The sequence below is a fragment of the Chitinophaga sp. CB10 genome, assembly GCA_001870995.2.
Classification (GTDB): Bacteria; Bacteroidota; Bacteroidia; order Chitinophagales; family Chitinophagaceae; genus Chitinophaga.
In genome coordinates, this window is record MLAV02000019.1 from 101,758 (window position 1) to 119,164 (window position 17,407).

Below are 17,407 nucleotides of genomic sequence, written 5' to 3' on the forward strand. Positions count from 1 at the left end.
ATTTACCGGGACGGGAATGCATGCGCATTATTTTTAATTACATATTTTTGATGAATTAACGCGTATGTCAATGGGAACCCCGGTTATCAATATGCAATCAACAAAACTCATTATTACCAACAAGAGCGCCCTGATATCGAAATATGGCGACGCTCACCTTACTGTACTGCAGGCCCTCGATAAATTAGTAGTGTCCGATAAGGCACGGCGACTCGAATCCATCATTATTTGCCTGGACGATGCGGAACAAATGGCCGGCTTCAACGCGCCGGCAGTGACCATCCCAACGGACGATGAGCAGAACAAAGCAGCGATAGATGCCCTCTATAACCACTTTACACCCGGTTATATCATGTTGCTCGGCGCACAGGATGTGATCCCTTTCCAAAGGCTCACCAACCTGGTATCCGGCGGCAACGATCCGGACTCGCTGATACCCAGCGATCTGCCCTACGCCTGCGACGCGCCGTACGACAAGGATCCAGGCCGCTTCATTGCGCCCACCCGCGTAGTGGGCCGCCTGCCGGACCTCCCCGGCGGGAAAGATCCGCAGTACATCCTGCAGTTGATCGAAAATGTGCTGGAATACACGCCGGAAGCCAGGCAGGCCTATGAGAACTATTTTTCGCTCAGTACCTTCGACTGGCAGGACTCCACCCAACGTTCACTCCTGAATATATTCGGCAACAACAGCGCGCTTCGCATCATACCCAGCGAAAGCGTTACCACGGACGGACTTTGGACAGCGGAACAGCTGCTGCCCAAAACGCATTTCATCAACTGCCACGGCGCTATCAACAACCCGCGCTACTACGGCCAAAAGAAAACCGAATTTCCGCTGGCCATGAAATCGGATACCATCAACGGCCTTATCAACAAAGGCACGGTGGTAGCCGCGGAATGCTGCTATGGCGCGCAACTCTTCGACCCCGCCAAAAACGTATTCCGGCAAATCAGCATGGCAAGCAGCTACCTGAAAAATAACGCCATCGCATTTTTGGGCAGTACCAACATCGCTTACGGCCCATCCACCGGGCAGGGACTGGCGGACCTGCTCACACAGTTCTTCGTCATCAACGTACTCCATGGCGCCAGCACCGGCAGAGCTTTACTGGAAGCGCGCCAGAAGTTCCTCAACGAAATGGGCCCCACGCTGGACCCCTTTGAACTGAAAACCGCAGCGCAGTTCAACCTCCTGGGCGATCCGTCCATACAGCCCGTCATCAACGAAAAAGATTCTTCCGTGGACGATTCCCAGTCTTTTATCAACTCCGTTCAAAACAGGCGGGAAAACCTGGAAGCGCGGGGCAAAATGCTCGACTACTTCATCGCGCCGCCGGAGCCTACGGACGAGGAAGGGGAAGCGGACGGCCAGCTGCAGGAAACCCTGGAATCGCTCCTGCAACAACGCAAATTCACTACCAGGCCGGGTAAAAAGCTATTCATCAACCGGCATCATAAACGACATGAAAAGAATAGTGAAACAAACGGTCCATCTGTAAAATTTCATGTATTTTCGGAATCTACTTCCGAGACTGCTACTGAAGCGCCAATAGTTAAAGTGTTGGTGGTAAAAGAAAAAAACAATCAAATCCTAGGTTATCGTGAATATGTCAGCAGATAACAACAAAGACAAACAGCCGGGTAACGTTACCATGCGCGGCCGCCTTGCCCTGCGCATTTTCGGGATGCATTCCAAAAGCGAACACCTGGCCGTGTACCTGGTGACGGATGATGGCGACTACCTCATCAGGCCGGCAGCCGGCAACCCTTTCATGGAAAACCCGCTCATGCCCATGGCCGGTAAAGTGATCACCGCCACAGGCACCATCGTGGACTATGTTTTCCTCGTCACCTCCTGGAAAGAAGTGAACGATTCTGTTTAGCTTACGCATATTTTACTAATTTGTGCGTAAGCAAACATGCTTTGTTACCTATGAATCTAGCTATTTTCATTACCACCCTCCTGCAGGACGGTAAAGTAACCGTGGACACTGACCTATCCCCGTTTCCTGGCGGAGTATTGCAGGAAACAGCTCATATTCTTCAATCGTATTATTACAACGACGCGCAGGAAATGCCGGGAAAAGCGCCTGCCTTCCATCCGGATGCGGCGCTGTGGAGCGCCTGCTATATCTACCGCGCTGCGCAGCTAAGTGCGATTGCCACGCCGCCTGCAGCGGATGTACACCGCCTGCTGACGCCGTACCCTGGTAATATAAACGCGGAAACCATCTATAGCGCAGACTTGTGCCTGCGATACCTCCCCGATCTGACGGGCTTGAGCAAAGGAAATGCCGCGGAGGATATATTAATAACGCAGTTACGGGAAACTGCGGCGCTATGGCCTTTTTCTTCTACCGGTATAAAAATACCCACCACCTATATACCTGACGCCATCTGGCAGCATCCGGCACTGCTGGCCGCCTACGCCGATCGCATCATTGTTACGCGGGACAGCGCCAGGCTCCGGCACCCTAAAATATTACCGGCTGTTTTAAAAGCCCTGGGGAATTACCAGGAGATACTATGGCCGGGATTTGTACGGCCGTAAGGCGCTTAACGCTTCAACAACGCTCCCGTCCCCGGCCGGTCTGCATAAATGATTTTACCATTCTCCATTCGTACGCCCGTGGCCGTATCCTCTGCGAGTAACAGCGGCCCATCCATATCCACATAATCCAGCAATGGCAGCAGGTGAGCCACTGCAGAGGCGCCCACGGTATCTTCGTTCATACTGCCCGTCATTACCTTCATACCCAGGCTACGCGCTTCGCGGATCATATTCAGTGCCGGCGTAATGCCACCGCATTTTACCAGCTTGATGTTGATACCATGAAACAAGCCATGGCAGCGGATTACATCGGTTGCTTCAATACAGCTTTCATCAGCGATTAACGGCAGTGCAGATTTTTCATACACCTGCTTCATTCCCGCTGTATCGGCAGCAGCCATAGGCTGTTCGATGAACTCCACGCCCAGCGCTTTCAGCGCGGTGGCGTTGCGGATCGTTTCCTCCACTCCCCAGGCGCAATTGGCATCCACCCGGAAAACGGCATCCGTATGCTTGCGCAGCTCGGTGATGATGGCAATATCTTCTTTAGTACCCAGTTTGATTTTATAGATAGGCCATGGAAATTCTTTCAGTTTGCGCACCATATTTTCGACAGTGTCGATGCCGATGGTATAATCCGTCATAGGATTTTTAGACGGGTCCAGCCCCCACAACCGGTACAGTGGCAATCCGCGCTGCTTGCCGTAGAGATCCCAGGCGGCAATGTCCAGCGCGCAGAGCGCAAACATGTTGCCGGCAAAGCGTGGATAGCAGTCGGACCAGAACTGCTCCGGCGTTGTAAACTGGTATTCTTCAATGAAACTACGGTGCGCGTTGATGGCATCCATTAAAGCGGGCACCGTCATGTTGTAGTAGGAATTATCCACCGTTTCGCCCAGGCCGCTGATGCCGTTTTCAATCAGCTCCGCTACGAGTATGGGTTGCACGTCCTTGGATTTCCGGGAAATAGTGAATGTATGTCTGAACTTCAGCTCATATGGATATAGATGCAGTTCCATTGGCTTCCTTGGTTTTTACAGGTATATCTTCCAGGTTGATGCCGATACGATATCGCCAGTAGTGCGAGGCCACCGCGGGAATGTTGATTCGTTCCTTTTCCGGCGCTATCGCGGGCTGCAGGCTTTTCATAGCCAGTAATTCCTGTAATTGAAATATACGCCACATTGCCGGAGATTGCAAATGTTGTTGTATGATTTGTTGTAAGATGGCAGGGCTGCAACTGGCCGGCGCTTTGCCCTGGCGGTGCAGCACCTGTTCCCAATACCGTTGGGTGGTGGCTGCGTCCTCTTCCCACCATTCCCTCAACGTAGGCATATCGTGCGTGGAAGGCGTAAGCACGGCCTGGTAAGGCAATGCATGCAAAGGCTGGAACAGTTTATCCGCTTGCTTGGGCATGCGCTGGATTTCCAGGCTGAGGATGCCCAGTTGCTGCATGACGCCTGGCACGCAGGCCGGCACCATGCCGAGGTCCTCCCCGCAAATGAGCATGTCCGTGGCGTTGCAGATAGCGGGCAATTTGCGCAGCGCTTCCTTACGCCAGATGTTTTCCTGCCTCACGTAGAAATAATGGTGATACAGTGCGCGCAGTTTTTCCTGCACGTCCGGGTCCAGCGCCGCAAAGGATTCGGTGGCCATAAGGTCGAACCGGGGATGGTACACCGTCGTCCCGTTTTTCTGTTCGCGGAGGAACAGCACGTCCGACAGCAGCTGGTACAGCGCGGCTTTCATGCCTGCCGGCAGCAATTGCTGCTGCACTTTCCGCTGCGTGTCAAACGCGGATTGCATGGCATACCTTCCGTTTGTCAGCTTTACGAGGTAGGTATCCTTTATAACGTCCGCATAAACGCCAAAACGTTCATCCAGCAGCTGGTCCGTGATATAGGGTTCGCAGAAGCGCGCTTCATTGAAGCCGATGTTCAGGAACAGGAGTTCTTCCCGGCTAACGGGAACGGCTGGATGAAAATAGCCCAGGATGCCCTGTACAGCGGAGCAGGGAATCTGCCAGATGCGGAAGAACCCGAGGATGTGATCAATGCGGAATGCATCGAAGTAGGCGGACATATGCTGCAGCCGTTGCCGCCACCATTCATAGCCATCGGCGGCCATGCGGGGCCAGTTGTACGTGGGGAAGCCCCAGTTTTGCCCGGCTGCAGTAAAGCCATCCGGCGGGGCGCCCGCCTGCATGTCCATATGAAAGAGTTCCGGATGCATCCATGTTTCCACGCTGTGCCTGGCTACCCCAATAGGTATATCGCCTTTCAGCGCTACGCCGGCACGCCGGCATTCCTGCACGGCGGCTGTCAATTGCAAATGCAGGTGATATTGGAGAAAGAAATAAAACCTCACCGCTTCGGCTGCCCGTGGCTGCTCTCTTATCAGCTGGCTCACTGCCTGGAGGTGGAAGGCAGCATAATGCTCCCAGCGTGTAAAATCTGCTGTTTTATAATGATCGCGCAGGTAGCTGAAGGCGGCATATGGCAGCAGCCAATGTTCGTTGGCGGCAAACCACTGCCAGTACCGGCGGCTTTCCAGCTTACCGTCCTGCTGTTCGTACAGGGCGCGCAGGTAGGCCAGTTTAAACTGCATGACTGCTTCGTAGTCGACCGTATCATTTTCGTTTAGCCGTTGCCGTAATTCCGGCAATTGCTGTTGCAGAGGGTGTGCGGGAGGCAGCGTTCCTACCGCTTCCAGCCGGATGTATAGCGGATGCAGCGCAAACGAGGAAATGGCGGCGTAGGGATAGGAATCCGTCCAGCTACCGGTGATGGTAGTATCGTTTACCGGCAGCAGCTGAATGAGCTGCAGGCCGTTCTGCGCGGCCCATCCGGCCAGCAGGGGGATGTCGGCAAATTCTCCCGTGCCGAGGCCATTTGCAGAGCGCAGGCTGAAAACGGGGATGGAAACGCCTGTACCTTTCCAAAGATGATATTCTTTCCGGACGAAACCATCGTGCAGGGTTACCTGCGCGCCGGGATGGGCTTCGAAGAGGAGTTGCCTGTTATCGCCGGTTTCGTAGTGCAGCAATTGTTGTTGTTCCAGGTCGTACACCCCGTATTTGTAATAGACGGGAAAGGCAGCGTCGCGGAGGTTTGCGCCTGCCGTAAAGCAGCCATCGGCAGTGTATTGCAGGAGCAGCGGCTGCTCCTTGTCCCAATTGCCAAGCTGCGGGCAGCTGCCCAGCAGGCAGATGGTATGGTGGGGAGGCAGCAGGGGCGCTTTTACTTTAAACAGGTGGGTGGCCGTCAGGCTACCGGGGATGCTTACCGGCTGCCGGGGGAAGAACACGCGGGTAAACGGCGCGGTGGACCAGTTGTTTTCGTAAGCGGCAGCGTTGTTCCAGGTATCGGCAAAGAGTTGTTCCAGCGGGGCGCCGGCGCGGAGGGTAACTTTTCGTACAGCCCCTTCCGTTATAGTTTCTTCCAGCTCCCGCACAAAGTAGGCGTACTGGAATTCCGGCATATCGTCCTGCGGTATCATGACTTCAGCATACCACCAGCCATCGCCGCGCCATTGCATGGGGATGGCCCGGGAAGGGATGTTGCTTCCCAGTAGGGGGATGTTGCCGAGCAGGTACACGTGCTGCCCGAACCTGGTATGATAGTGAAGATAGAACCTAAGTCTGTAATACATGGCGACCCTGCTAAACCGGTACAAATTAGGAAAATGTTTTCCGATTTACGGTAAAAAAATAAAGGGTACCTCTGGAAGGAGGTACCCTTTATGGTGCATTATGTTTGCTTTGTACTTACTTTACTTCTTCAAACTCAGCGTCGGTTACACCGTCGCCTGCGTTGTTCTGGCTTTGCTGGCCGCCGTTGTCCTGCGGACCTGCGCCAGGCTGACCCTGCGTATCCTTGTACATTTCTTCGGAAGCGGCAGTCCATGCAGCGGTGAGTTCAGCTTCAGCTGAATCCAGGGATGCGATGTTCTGGGATTTGTGTGCTTCTTTCAGTTTGTTCAGGGCTGATTCGATCGCAGATTTCTTGTCAGCAGACAGTTTTTCGCCGTACTCTTTCAGTTGTTTTTCAGTCTGGAAGATGAGGCTGTCTGCTTTGTTCAGCTTCTCGATTTTTTCGCGGGCTTCTTTGTCGCTCGCTTCGTTTGCCTTGGCTTCTGCCTTCATTTTTTCGATTTCCTCTTTGCTCAAGCCGCTACCAGCTTCGATCTTAATGTTCTGGGTTTTACCAGTACCTTTATCTTTAGCGGTTACGTGCAGGATACCGTTGGCGTCGATATCGAAAGTTACTTCGATCTGCGGAACGCCGCGTGGCGCAGGAGGAATATCACCGAGGATGAAGCGGCCCAGGGTTCTGTTCTGGTTAGCCATCGGGCGTTCACCCTGCAGTACATGGATTTCTACGCTTGGCTGGTTATCAGCGGCGGTAGAGAAGGTTTCAGATTTTTTAGTCGGGATGGTGGTGTTAGACTCGATCAGTTTGGTCATTACACCGCCCATTGTTTCGATACCGAGAGAAAGCGGCGTAACGTCCAGCAGGAGTACGTCTTTCACTTCACCGGTGAGTACGCCACCCTGGATAGCGGCACCGATAGCTACTACTTCGTCAGGGTTAACGCCACGGTTAGGTTTTTTACCGAAGAATTTTTCTACCACTTCCTGGATTTTAGGAATACGGGTAGAACCACCTACGAGGATTACTTCATCGATATCGGCAGCGGTCATACCGGCGTCTTTCAGAGCAGCGCGGCAAGGTTCCAGTGTTCTTTCCACCAGGCTGTCGCTCAGCTGTTCGAATTTAGCGCGGGTCAGTTTTTTCACCAGGTGTTTAGGCACGCCGTCCACCGCGGTGATATAAGGGAGGTTGATTTCAGTTTCAGCAGAAGAAGACAGCTCGATTTTAGCTTTTTCGGCAGCTTCTTTCAGACGTTGCCAGCTCATTGGATCTTTGTGCAGGTCTACCGCTTCATCTTTCTTGAATTCGTCTGCCAGCCAGTCCATGATCACTTTATCGAAGTCGTCGCCACCGAGGTGGGTATCACCGTTGGTAGATTTCACTTCAAATACGCCATCGCCCAGTTCGAGGATGGAGATATCGAAGGTACCGCCACCGAGGTCGAATACAGCGATTTTGCTATCCTGGTGTTTTTTATCGAGACCGTAGGCCAGTGCGGCTGCGGTAGGTTCGTTGATGATACGGCGAACAGTCAGACCGGCGATTTCGCCTGCTTCTTTGGTTGCCTGACGCTGCGCATCGTTAAAGTATGCAGGAACGGTGATTACGGCTTCGGATACTTCCTGGCCCAGGTAATCTTCTGCGGTTTTTTTCATTTTCTGCAGGATCATCGCGGAGATTTCCTGCGGTGTATATAATCTGCCGTCGATATCTATACGGGTGGTATTATTATCTCCCCTTACTACTTTATAGCTAACGTGTGTCAGTTCGTTGGATACTTCGTCAAAATGACGGCCCATGAAACGTTTTACTGACATAATAGTGTTCACAGGGTTGGTAATAGCCTGGCGTTTTGCAGGGTCACCCACTTTTCTTTCTCCATTTTTCAAAAATGCCACAACAGATGGGGTGGTTCTTCTACCCTCATCATTGGCAATAACTACCGGTTCGTTACCTTCCATAACGGCAACGCATGAGTTGGTAGTTCCTAAGTCAATGCCTATTATTTTTCCCATAGTATTAAGATTCTCCTTTAGTTGTAAGTTAAATGCGTGTTTGTCGGAATTTTGTCAATGATTATGCCAAGCGGGATGAATCTGAAAATATGTCAGTCTGTTTTTTTTTATAAGATATTTATGAGATAAATGATTATTTATATTAGAAATCATTATTTTTACTCAAACGGCCTGGTGGCCCCTCAACCAAGATGTCTTTAGAAGACAAATACACCGGCCTTATTGTTCATAACCTCTGCCCGCCTGGTTCAGTTTCTATTATCCCCGACCCGTCAACCATTTTTTATTATTTCAATTAATTCATCAGCAATTAACGTGACGTCCATGAAAAAAACCATGCTATTGAACGCAGCCCTTGGCACTTTGGCATTCATGCCATTGGTAAGTAAGGCGCAACAGGCGCCCCCACAAGAAGCCTATGTAACCGTTGAAGGCGATCCTGAACAAACCACAGCCCCTATGTTTAAAGGCGGTAAGCATTACAACCACTGGTTTGCAGGGTTTAACGTGGGCGCCCTGGCCCCTGTAGCAGCTACCGGCGGTAGCAACGACTTTACCCGGTGGAGGCCCAACATAGGCTACGGCGCCTATGTCCAGTACCAGATCCTGCACTTCTTCGGCCTCCGGGCGGATTACCTGGGCGGTTTCCTGAAGGCGGACAACAAGAAGAACCTCGGCAACGGGGTGGATCCGATGGCTGCCGGCAGGCCCTACCTGGAATACAAAACCACGCTGAAATATGCGGGAACCCTCAGCGCAGTGTTTAACATCACTACCGTTAACTGGATTACCAAACAGAACATAGCAACCCTGTATGCCACTGTAGGTGGAGGTTTGGCAGGCTACAGCCCCAAACTGACCGACAGGTTGGGATCAGAGTACAAGTACAAGCCCAGCGGGGATATTAAGGAGCTTATTATTCCAGTTGGCGCGGGTATTAAATTCAAATTATCCGAAGGGGTTAACCTGGACCTGGCTTACATCATGTATTATACAGACGGGGATAACCTGGACGGATATGTGTACGGCCCGAACAAGGATAAGTTCTCCTACGGCCGCGTAGGCCTGGAGTTTGCCCTGGGCAAGGCCGGCAAGCCTGACCTGCAGTTCCATAACCCGGCCAAACAAGGTTATGACGAGCTGCTGCAGGAAAAGAAGAACCTGCAGAAAACCCTGGCAGCTGCCACCACGGCCAATGCCAAGCTGGCTGACGACGTGAATAAACTGACAGCCGACTCCGACGGCGACGGTGTGTCCGACTACTTCGATAAATGCCCGAACACGCCGGCCAAAACAAAGGTAGACGGTTCCGGTTGCCCGCTGCCTGAACCGCCGAAAGTGGTGGAAGAAAAGGTGGTGATCACGGAAGAAGACCAAACCATCGTCAAAGAGGCGATCCGTAACCTGGAATTTGATTTCGCTAAAGCGACCATCAAGGAAAAATCCTATCCTGCACTGGACCGCGTGGCAGATCTCCTGAAACGTAAAAACCTCAACCTGAAGCTCTCCGGTCATACTGACAACGTGGGCAGCCTCAAACGCAACATGGAACTCTCCCGCGAAAGAGCCGAGGCCGTGAAAAACTACCTCGTGTCCAAAGGCGTGCTGCCGAATAAAATTGAAGCCCTTGGCTATGGCCCGTCCCAGCCGATTGCTTCCAACAAAACAGCAGAAGGCCGCCAGCGTAACAGGCGCGTTGAGTTCTATATCTACTAAAACCCTGGCAGATAAAGGGACGGCGCGGGGCGCCGCTGCAATGGCAGCGATGCCGGCGAATCCTCCCTGTACAAAGAGCGTTGGTGTTTCCTGTATGCGGAGACACCAACGCTTTTTTATTCAGTTGCCTTTATGGCCGGGAAGCCCGGCCTTTACTCCCGGCACTTTCAAATACAGTAAAATTTTTTTTCATATTTTCGTGTACCCGGCATAGTTATTGCATCTTCCCTGCCTCAAAATAAACATATCATGAAAAAACTTATTCTGTCCGGCATCATTGCCTTAGGCTCGTTCCTGACAGCGCAGGCACAACATGTTAACTTCGGTGTTAAAGGTGGTCTTAACCTTGCAAAAATGACACAATGGGATAATAATAAAGTACGTGCCTCCTTTAATGCAGGTGTATTTGGGAACATCCCTTTCTCCAAAGAACTGGCATTTCAACCGGAATTGCTGTACTCCGGCCAGGGTACTAAACTGGAATCCGGCACCTTCTTCGGCATTCCGTTGAAAGATGTTACCATTGCCACGGACTACCTGAACATCCCGCTGATGCTCCAATATTCGATCGCTCCGAGCTTTTACGTAGAAGCAGGTCCGCAGGTAGGTTTCCTGCTGGCAGCTAAAACAAAAGCGGGATCCAATACCAATAAGGATTACAAGGATATCATGTCAACCGCAGATTTCGGCCTGGGCGTTGGATTCGGTTTCAAACTGGATAACGGCCTCGGACTCTCCGGCCGGTACAACTTCGGCTTAACGAATGTTTATAACGATGACGTGAACATCGATTCCAAGAACTCCGTAGCGCAGATCGGCCTGTTCTACGCTTTCTAAAATATTGCATTATTTATTGAAAAGGCGGATCCATTCAAGGGTCCGCCTTTTTGATCAGCGGCCGTTTGAGCTGCTTCGCGGCATTTGGGCGTGGAATGGTAAAGCAACCCTGTTGCTTATTTGCGCCAGGTTAGCGCTGGCAGTGCCCGGGCTTGCGCGCCGGCAGCGACGATGCCACGACCGGAGTAACCTTAAATCTTTCCCCCCACCCCTTAAAAAACCCCGCCAAAATGCGAATAGCGCACTTAGTCAGAAACGATTATCTTTGCTGTTCGCATTAACCATTTTCAGCATGAGTGTTGTACAATCCATCAGAACGGCCGCAGTGGCCGCCATCAAATCACTTTACGACCAGCAGGTAGGAGAAACGGAGATCTCTGTAAATATTACAAAACCTGAGTTCGAAGGTGAATACACCATTGTTACCTTCCCTTTCACGAAATTCAGCCGACAAAAACCAGAAGAAACCGGTCAACGCATCGGGGAATACCTGGTAGCCAATAACCCGGAGCTTTTTACTGCATTCAATGTGGTGAAAGGTTTCCTAAACCTTACCATCAACGCACAATACTGGTCCAATTTCCTGAAAACGGCCTTCACCAACAGGAATTTTGGCATCCAGCCTGCCAATGGCAAAAAAATTATGGTGGAGTACTCCTCCCCCAACACCAATAAGCCGCTTCACCTTGGTCACCTCCGCAATAACTTCCTCGGTTACTCGATTGCGGAGATCCTGAAAGCTAATGGTTACGAAGTGATCAAAGCCAACCTGGTAAACGACCGCGGTATTCATATCTGTAAATCCATGCTGGCATGGCAGGAATTTGCGCACGGCGATACGCCCGCCTCTACCGGCATCAAGGGCGACCACCTCGTGGGCGACTACTACGTGAAATTTGAAAGCGTGGTGAAAGAACAGGCCGAGCCGATTATTGACCGCATCCTGGAGCGCGACTTCCGCGACTTTAACGCAACGGAAGCTGAGAAGCTGGAGAAGCTGGTAACCGCCCTGCACAAGCCGGAAGTGAAGGAGAATGAGGACAAGGTGGCCAAAATCATGGGCGACATTAAAGAGGCTGCCCGTAATAAAACAGAGATCATGCTGCAGGCTAAGATCATGCTGCAGCAATGGGAAGCCGGCAACCCGGAAGTACGCGAACTCTGGAACATGATGAACGGCTGGGTGTACGAAGGATTTGATATTACGTATAAAAAACTGGGTATCGACTTCGACAAGATGTACTACGAAAGCCAGACCTACCTGCTTGGAAAGGACCTGGTGGAAGACGGCCTGCGCAAAGGCGTGCTGTTCAAAAAAGAAGATAACTCCGTATGGATCGACCTCACTGCGGACGGGCTGGATGAAAAACTCCTGCTCCGCGGCGATGGCACCTCCGTATATATGACGCAGGACCTGGGCACTGCCCGCCTGAAGTACGACGACTATCACATGGATCAAAGCATCTACGTGGTGGCGGACGAACAAAACTACCACTTCAAGGTATTGCAGCTCATCCTCGAAAAGCTGGGCGAGCCTGCCGCGCCGGGCATCTTCCACCTCAGCTATGGCATGGTGGAATTACCGCACGGGCGTATGAAGAGCCGTGAAGGTACCGTGGTTGACGCGGACGACATGATCGAGGAAATGGTCAAAACCGCCGCTGCGAAAACGCAGGAAGCCGGTAAGAAGCTTGCTGATTTCTCTGAAAACGAACTTGCTGAATTGTACGAAACCATCGGCCTCGGCGCGATGAAGTTCTTCCTGCTGCGGGTGGATCCTAAGAAGAAAATGATCTTTAACCCCGAGGAGTCCATTGACCTGCATGGCTTTACCGGTCCGTTTATCCAATATGCGCATGCGCGTATCAAATCCATCCTCCGCGAAGTAGGCCCTGTGGAAGGCCTTGAGAACTATAGCTACCAGGGCGCGTTGCTGCCGCTGGAAAAAGAGCTGATTTCCCTCAACGAGCAATTCCCGGGCATCCTGGCTGATGCGCATAAAGAGATGAGCCCTGCGGTGATTGCGAACTATGCGTTCCTGCTGGCGCAGACGTTCAACTCCTTCTATGCGGAGAAAGTGGACGGCGTGCCTACCTATTCCATCCTCCGGGCTACGGACGAGGACAAGAAGAAACTCCGCCTGCAGATCATCCAGCTCACTGCCAATACAATTGCCAAAAGCATGCAGCTGCTCGGTATCCGTGTACCGGAGCGTATGTAATCTCATAAAAAACGCTGCGAACCGGTTTGGTTCGCAGCGTTAACAGCTTGCAGCTGTTGAAGAAAATACCACAGTCCTTAGCACAATGCAGGGAGCTTGCCTTTCCCGGACACCGCTTTTACTACTTCATCCTGTGGTTGAATATTTCGTGTAACCTTTTACGTTAGTTGTTTTGATTTTTCATGGCGGTAGCCTGGTTGCACAGCTGCTCTCCGAGCGCTACCTCACCCATATCCATATACGCTTTTCCGAGCATAAACATAGCGAAGCCGTTGGCGGGCTGCAAGCGGAGCAGCGACTGCCAGATGCCTGCCGCCGCCTGGTGGTAGCCATTGCGTTGCGCAGCCTGGGCCAGGCAGTAGAGTACCTTAGCGTTTGTGGTATCGTTACCAATTTGTGCCAGCAGCCTGCTGCCACTGACATTTTTAGCGTTGCCGGGGCCTGCCACTACGGCATTTTGCGCCATGCCTCGTTCGTAATAGTGTATGCTTTCCCGGTAGTTTTCCTGTCGCGCATATACCCCTGCCAGGCTAAAAATCACGCTGGCACTCGCCATACTGTCAGCCGCTGCCAGGGATAGCATTTCCAGCGCGTTATCAAACTGTTGCAGGCGGTAATAGCTGAGGCCTGCCTGGGCGGTGGCTTTTATGCTGCCATGGTTCCGGGCAATCAGGCTATGGTAAAGGGATAGGGTGTAATCTCCTTCGGCGAAGTAAATGTCCGCCAGCTCGCTCCAGGCAGCGCCATAGGTACTGTCGGCCATAATAGCGGCATTAAACCGTGCGGTAGCTTCCACTACGGCGCCGGCTCTACGTAAAGAGAGACCTTCCTGGTATAATTGTGCTGCTTTGTCGCGCCCGGGGTTGGTTCCTCCTGCGACTACAGATGACACGGTTAAACATAGAGCGATTGCCTGCACCAGCAACCGTCTGGCATAGGATTTCATGGTATGGCGTTTATACGGACAAATATATACAAATTAATTATAATTGATATATAGTCCGAATATTTGTTAGCGGGAGGTTTTTGGGGATATTACCCGAGCATTTCCCCGGAGAAAGCAAAAGGCAGCAGGTCATTGGCTTTTTCCACCACGATCACGCGGCCGCTGAGGCCACCCATGATGAGGCGGATAGGCTCTTTCTGGCGCATTTCCACTTCTGCCAGCGATTGGCGGCAGATGCCGCAGGGGGAAATAGGCGTTGAGCTATCGCCGTTTAGGTTATGGTAGCTAATGGCGATGGTATCAATTGCCACATCAGGATATACGGAGGCGGCTGCCGCGAGTGCCACTCTTTCGGCGCAGAGGCCAACGGGGAAGGAGGCATTTTCCTGGTTGGAGCCGGCGATGATCTCACCGTTTGCGAGGCGCGCTACGGCGCCAACCTGGAAATGTGAATATGGTGCGTACGCGTGTTGCGTAACGTCGCGTGCTTCTGTCAGTAACCAGGCATCTGCATCGTTGAGTTCCGTAATATCATCATATGCAGTGTATTCGAATTGCTGCAGGTATTTTGCCATGGTATTTGATTTAGGGTTATTTAATTGTTCTGAACAGCCTGCTCCAGCGGATACCGCCTTCGCCGTAGCTCATCCAGATCATCCACGCTTTACCAACTACGTGATCTTCAGGAACGAAGCCCCAGTAGCGGGAATCGAGTGAATTATTGCGGTTGTCGCCCATCATCCAGTAATAGTTCATTTTGAACGTATAGCTGTCTGCAGGTTGACCATTGATGATGAATTTACCGTCTTTTCTTTCCAGGGTGTTGTTTTCAAACACGCGGATAATGCGGTCGTATAGGGCGATGTTGCTATCGTCCAGCTTAACTGTCGCGCCTTTCTTAGGAATGTACAGGGGACCGAAGTTTTCTTCCGTCCAGTGGAAGTGCGCGGTATCGTGCGGGAAAATATCGTTATAGTCGTAGATAGCGCTGATGTTGGCTTCTTCGAAAACGGTGATACTTTTTACGATATCGAATTGTTTGAGGCTGGTCACCTGCGCCGGCGTGAGGTTGTACACGTAGGTGCTGGCATCCAGGGTAGCGTCAGGGCCGCTGATGCCCATCTCTTCGAGGCGGGAAGGATTCAGCTGTTCCCCGTTGGTTACCACGGTATAGCGGTGCTGGCTCGCCGGCGGTACGGGTGCGGCTTTACCGTTAACGTACACGGCGCCGTGGACGATGGTGATGGTATCACCAGCTTCGGCCATGCAACGTTTGATATAATTCTCCCGTTTGTCTACCGGGCGGTGGATTACTTTGTAACTATTGTTCACCTGGGCCCAGCCCATCTGGCGCACCATGCGGTAATAACTTGGGTCTGCCGCATCGAGGGCTACGGTATCTCCTTCGGGAAAGTTAAACACTACCACGTCGTAACGTTTCACATCGCCCATACCCGGCAGGCGGCGGTATTTCCATTTAACCGCTTCAGAGTAAGCCGGCGTATTTTTGGTGAGCGGCATGGTGTGATGCACGAAAGGCACGGCCAGCGGCGTCATCGGGATACGGGGGCCATAACTGATCTTGCTTACGAAAAGAAAGTCATTTACCAGCAGCGTCTTCTCCATGGAAGGAGTAGGGATGGTATAAGCTTCAAAGATAAAAGTGCGTATGAGGGTTGCCGCGATAATAGCGAAAATTGCTGCATCCAGCCATTCACGTACTGCAGACTTCTTCTTCTTAGGCTGCTTATCCTTATTTTTTTTCCAAAATGCCAGGTTCATTCAGTTAGGCTTAAGTTAAATGCTTAAAAAGGCAAATATAATATTCTGTCCTCTCCTTCCAGCTTTTATACAGGAAAAGTTTTCTTAAAAATAGCTTAATCTTTATACATTTGCCCGGATACTATACCTGATGCCATTAAACAGTTTTTCGATCAGGGACATTGAAAACTTCACCGGTATAAAGGCGCACACACTAAGGATCTGGGAACAACGATACCAGCTTTTTCAGCCGCGTAGAAAAGATACAAACCATCGGATTTATGATGGGGAAGACCTGAAAGCCTTCCTGAAAATTGCCTACTTATACCATCATGGGGTTAAAATCTCCCATATTGCCGCCCTGTCAGACGAGGAACGGAATACACTCAGCCAGCGGATATCGGACCAGTCGTCCGACTACAGCCTGCACATCAGCGACCTGCTGAGTGCTACCATGCTGTACGACACCCGCCGGTTCGATACTGTATTGTCTGCCGTGATCCGCGCTCATGGCATGGAAGCGGCTATTGTAAAGGTGATTTATCCTTACCTGGAAAAGGTAGGTATCCTTTGGATGACGGATAAGATGCCACCTGCCCAGGAGCATTTTGGCAGCGCCATTATCCGCACCAAACTCATGGCAGCCATTGACAGCACCCCTATGAACTATGACGCCGGGGAACACTTCCTCCTGTTCCAGCCGGAGGGCGAATTGCATGAGATTCCGCTGTTGTATGCCTGTTATTTGCTGAAGAAATATGGGAAGATGGTAACGTATTTCGGCCCTAATGTGCCCCTCCGGGATTTGGAACCCTTCCTGCGGGAAAGCCGGGTGACAGCGTTGTACACGCATGTGGTAACGGCCGTTAGTCCGGGTGTATTGCAGCAGTATGTACGCGGGTTGAACCAGCAGTACCCGTTGGTGCAGGTGTATATCTCCGGCCCAAAGACTTTACTGGCAGAGGGCTTCAGCGATTTGAAGGTAAAGGTGCTGACGGATTTGGGGGCGTTGCCGGGATTGTTGGGATAAGCTTTTCCCTGTTAACTCAATACTTCCGAAAGAATTTGATTCACTTCCGCCGCCCGGTTGTACACCATAAAGTGGCCGGCACCGCGGATTACATGCGTGGGCTGGAGGTATTTGACCGGGAAGGGGTGATCTTTATCCCCGTGGATATGCACGAGGTTAGGCGGCCGGTATTCGTTTTCCCAGTTGAGGATCGCGTCGAAAGCCCAGCGGGAGTAGGCGTAGTCTGTACGGGACAGGTAATCCCGCAGCAATTGTTTTTCTTCCCAGGTATGCACATCCATGTAATATTCTACAATGCGGGTGCGGTTTTGAAAGATGATAAAGTCCGGCAGTTTGGTGAGCTGCAAGCGTTTGATCCAGTTGAAATAGGCCGGCTTTTCGCTGGTATGCTTGATACTGGAAAACAGAATAGTTTGATGGATGGGGCGGAGCTTCGCGATTTCGATACTCATAATACCGCCAAACGAAAGTCCGGCAAGGGTTACCGGGCCATCAGCAGTGATGCCGGCGGCCATACGTGCGGCATAACTGCTGATAGGTTCCTGTGGCTGCGGGGCTATCCAGGGCAAGAAATGCACCTCGTAACCGCCGGGGAAGCGCAGGTGTTGGAACACCCGGTGATCAGCTCCCAGTCCGCTTATGAGGTACAAATGCTTGCTGGACATCGTTGCTTA

14 protein-coding genes are annotated in these 17,407 nt (G+C 51.7%); 7 read left to right on the top strand and 7 right to left on the bottom strand.

All coding sequences use genetic code 11. The annotated features are described in order from the left end of the window. Nucleotides 1-91 precede the first annotated feature (91 nt). From BOC67_RS22125 to BOC67_RS22135, 3 genes are read left to right on the top strand one after another with little or no spacing between them, the layout of a single operon-like run. Nucleotides 92-1,624: a C25 family cysteine peptidase gene (locus tag BOC67_RS22125; RefSeq protein WP_291913735.1), complete on the top strand. Its 1,533-nt coding sequence runs from the start codon at nt 92-94 to the stop codon at nt 1,622-1,624. Beyond that, nucleotides 1,605-1,886: a hypothetical protein gene (locus BOC67_RS22130; protein ID WP_291913737.1), complete on the top strand. Its 282-nt coding sequence runs from the start codon at nt 1,605-1,607 to the stop codon at nt 1,884-1,886. The genes BOC67_RS22125 and BOC67_RS22130 overlap by 20 nt, the downstream gene beginning before the upstream one ends. A 50-nt stretch (nt 1,887-1,936) precedes the next feature. Beyond that, nucleotides 1,937-2,554: a hypothetical protein gene (locus BOC67_RS22135; RefSeq protein WP_291913739.1), complete on the top strand. Its 618-nt coding sequence runs from the start codon at nt 1,937-1,939 to the stop codon at nt 2,552-2,554. Nucleotides 2,555-2,559: 5 nt separating this feature from the next. Here the strand turns inward: BOC67_RS22135 and BOC67_RS22140 are convergent, their stop codons facing one another. The 3 genes from BOC67_RS22140 to dnaK all read right to left on the bottom strand — a co-directional run bounded on the left by BOC67_RS22140 (nt 2,560) and on the right by dnaK (nt 8,222). Further along, nucleotides 2,560-3,573, bottom strand: a complete 1,014-nt coding sequence (locus BOC67_RS22140; protein WP_291913741.1) for a dipeptide epimerase — start codon at nt 3,571-3,573, stop codon at nt 2,560-2,562. Continuing rightward, entirely contained in the window at nt 3,548-6,205 is a 2,658-nt protein-coding gene (locus tag BOC67_RS22145; RefSeq protein WP_291913743.1) for a 4-alpha-glucanotransferase, read from the bottom strand. The genes BOC67_RS22140 and BOC67_RS22145 overlap by 26 nt, the downstream gene beginning before the upstream one ends. Nucleotides 6,206-6,320: 115 nt before the next feature. After that, on the bottom strand, nt 6,321-8,222 hold the full coding sequence (gene dnaK / locus BOC67_RS22150) for a molecular chaperone DnaK (protein WP_291913745.1): 1,902 nt from the start codon (nt 8,220-8,222) through the stop codon (nt 6,321-6,323). A 324-nt stretch (nt 8,223-8,546) separates the two neighbouring features. Between dnaK and BOC67_RS22155 the strand changes: the two genes are divergently transcribed. From BOC67_RS22155 to argS, 3 genes are all read left to right on the top strand, one after another. Then, nucleotides 8,547-9,938, top strand: a complete 1,392-nt coding sequence (locus BOC67_RS22155) for an OmpA family protein (protein ID WP_291913747.1) — start codon at nt 8,547-8,549, stop codon at nt 9,936-9,938. A 249-nt stretch (nt 9,939-10,187) separates the two neighbouring features. After that, nucleotides 10,188-10,775: a porin family protein gene (locus tag BOC67_RS22160; RefSeq protein WP_291913749.1), complete on the top strand. Its 588-nt coding sequence runs from the start codon at nt 10,188-10,190 to the stop codon at nt 10,773-10,775. A gap of 292 nt (nt 10,776-11,067) precedes the next feature. Beyond that, nucleotides 11,068-12,996, top strand: a complete 1,929-nt coding sequence (gene argS / locus BOC67_RS22165; RefSeq protein WP_291913751.1) for an arginine--tRNA ligase — start codon at nt 11,068-11,070, stop codon at nt 12,994-12,996. 163 nt (nt 12,997-13,159) lie between these two features. Here the strand turns inward: argS and BOC67_RS22170 are convergent, their stop codons facing one another. The 3 genes from BOC67_RS22170 to lepB all read right to left on the bottom strand — a co-directional run bounded on the left by BOC67_RS22170 (nt 13,160) and on the right by lepB (nt 15,724). Continuing rightward, complete coding sequence (locus BOC67_RS22170) at nt 13,160-13,942, bottom strand: tetratricopeptide repeat protein (protein WP_291913755.1); 783 nt, start codon at nt 13,940-13,942, stop codon at nt 13,160-13,162. A gap of 89 nt (nt 13,943-14,031) precedes the next feature. Continuing rightward, the gene (locus tag BOC67_RS22175) at nt 14,032-14,517 is read right to left on the bottom strand and encodes a cytidine deaminase (RefSeq protein ID WP_291913759.1); all 486 of its coding nucleotides are present in this window, start codon (nt 14,515-14,517) and stop codon (nt 14,032-14,034) included. A gap of 16 nt (nt 14,518-14,533) precedes the next feature. Beyond that, entirely contained in the window at nt 14,534-15,724 is a 1,191-nt protein-coding gene (gene lepB, locus BOC67_RS22180) for a signal peptidase I (protein ID WP_291913761.1), read from the bottom strand. A gap of 130 nt (nt 15,725-15,854) precedes the next feature. Here lepB and BOC67_RS22185 point away from each other — a divergent pair, with 130 nt between their 5' ends. Then, on the top strand, nt 15,855-16,733 hold the full coding sequence (locus BOC67_RS22185) for a MerR family transcriptional regulator (RefSeq protein WP_291913763.1): 879 nt from the start codon (nt 15,855-15,857) through the stop codon (nt 16,731-16,733). 11 nt (nt 16,734-16,744) lie between these two features. Here the strand turns inward: BOC67_RS22185 and BOC67_RS22190 are convergent, their stop codons facing one another. Then, nucleotides 16,745-17,398, bottom strand: a complete 654-nt coding sequence (locus tag BOC67_RS22190; protein ID WP_291913765.1) for an alpha/beta hydrolase — start codon at nt 17,396-17,398, stop codon at nt 16,745-16,747. Nucleotides 17,399-17,407 lie beyond the last annotated feature (9 nt).

Bases quoted from the DNA above. Each gene is read 5' to 3' on its own strand.
- BOC67_RS22135 (WP_291913739.1), top strand. From the start codon at position 1,937: ATGAATCTAGCTATTTTCATTACCACCCTCCTGCAGGACGGTAAAGTA.
- BOC67_RS22190 (WP_291913765.1), bottom strand. From the start codon at position 17,398: ATGTCCAGCAAGCATTTGTACCTCATAAGCGGACTGGGAGCTGATCAC.
- lepB (WP_291913761.1), bottom strand. From the start codon at position 15,724: ATGAACCTGGCATTTTGGAAAAAAAATAAGGATAAGCAGCCTAAGAAG.
- BOC67_RS22140 (WP_291913741.1), bottom strand. From the start codon at position 3,573: ATGGAACTGCATCTATATCCATATGAGCTGAAGTTCAGACATACATTC.
- BOC67_RS22175 (WP_291913759.1), bottom strand. From the start codon at position 14,517: ATGGCAAAATACCTGCAGCAATTCGAATACACTGCATATGATGATATT.
- BOC67_RS22145 (WP_291913743.1), bottom strand. From the start codon at position 6,205: ATGTATTACAGACTTAGGTTCTATCTTCACTATCATACCAGGTTCGGG.
- BOC67_RS22155 (WP_291913747.1), top strand. From the start codon at position 8,547: ATGAAAAAAACCATGCTATTGAACGCAGCCCTTGGCACTTTGGCATTC.
- BOC67_RS22125 (WP_291913735.1), top strand. From the start codon at position 92: ATGCAATCAACAAAACTCATTATTACCAACAAGAGCGCCCTGATATCG.
- dnaK (WP_291913745.1), bottom strand. From the start codon at position 8,222: ATGGGAAAAATAATAGGCATTGACTTAGGAACTACCAACTCATGCGTT.
- BOC67_RS22160 (WP_291913749.1), top strand. From the start codon at position 10,188: ATGAAAAAACTTATTCTGTCCGGCATCATTGCCTTAGGCTCGTTCCTG.
- argS (WP_291913751.1), top strand. From the start codon at position 11,068: ATGAGTGTTGTACAATCCATCAGAACGGCCGCAGTGGCCGCCATCAAA.
- BOC67_RS22170 (WP_291913755.1), bottom strand. From the start codon at position 13,942: ATGAAATCCTATGCCAGACGGTTGCTGGTGCAGGCAATCGCTCTATGT.
- BOC67_RS22185 (WP_291913763.1), top strand. From the start codon at position 15,855: ATGCCATTAAACAGTTTTTCGATCAGGGACATTGAAAACTTCACCGGT.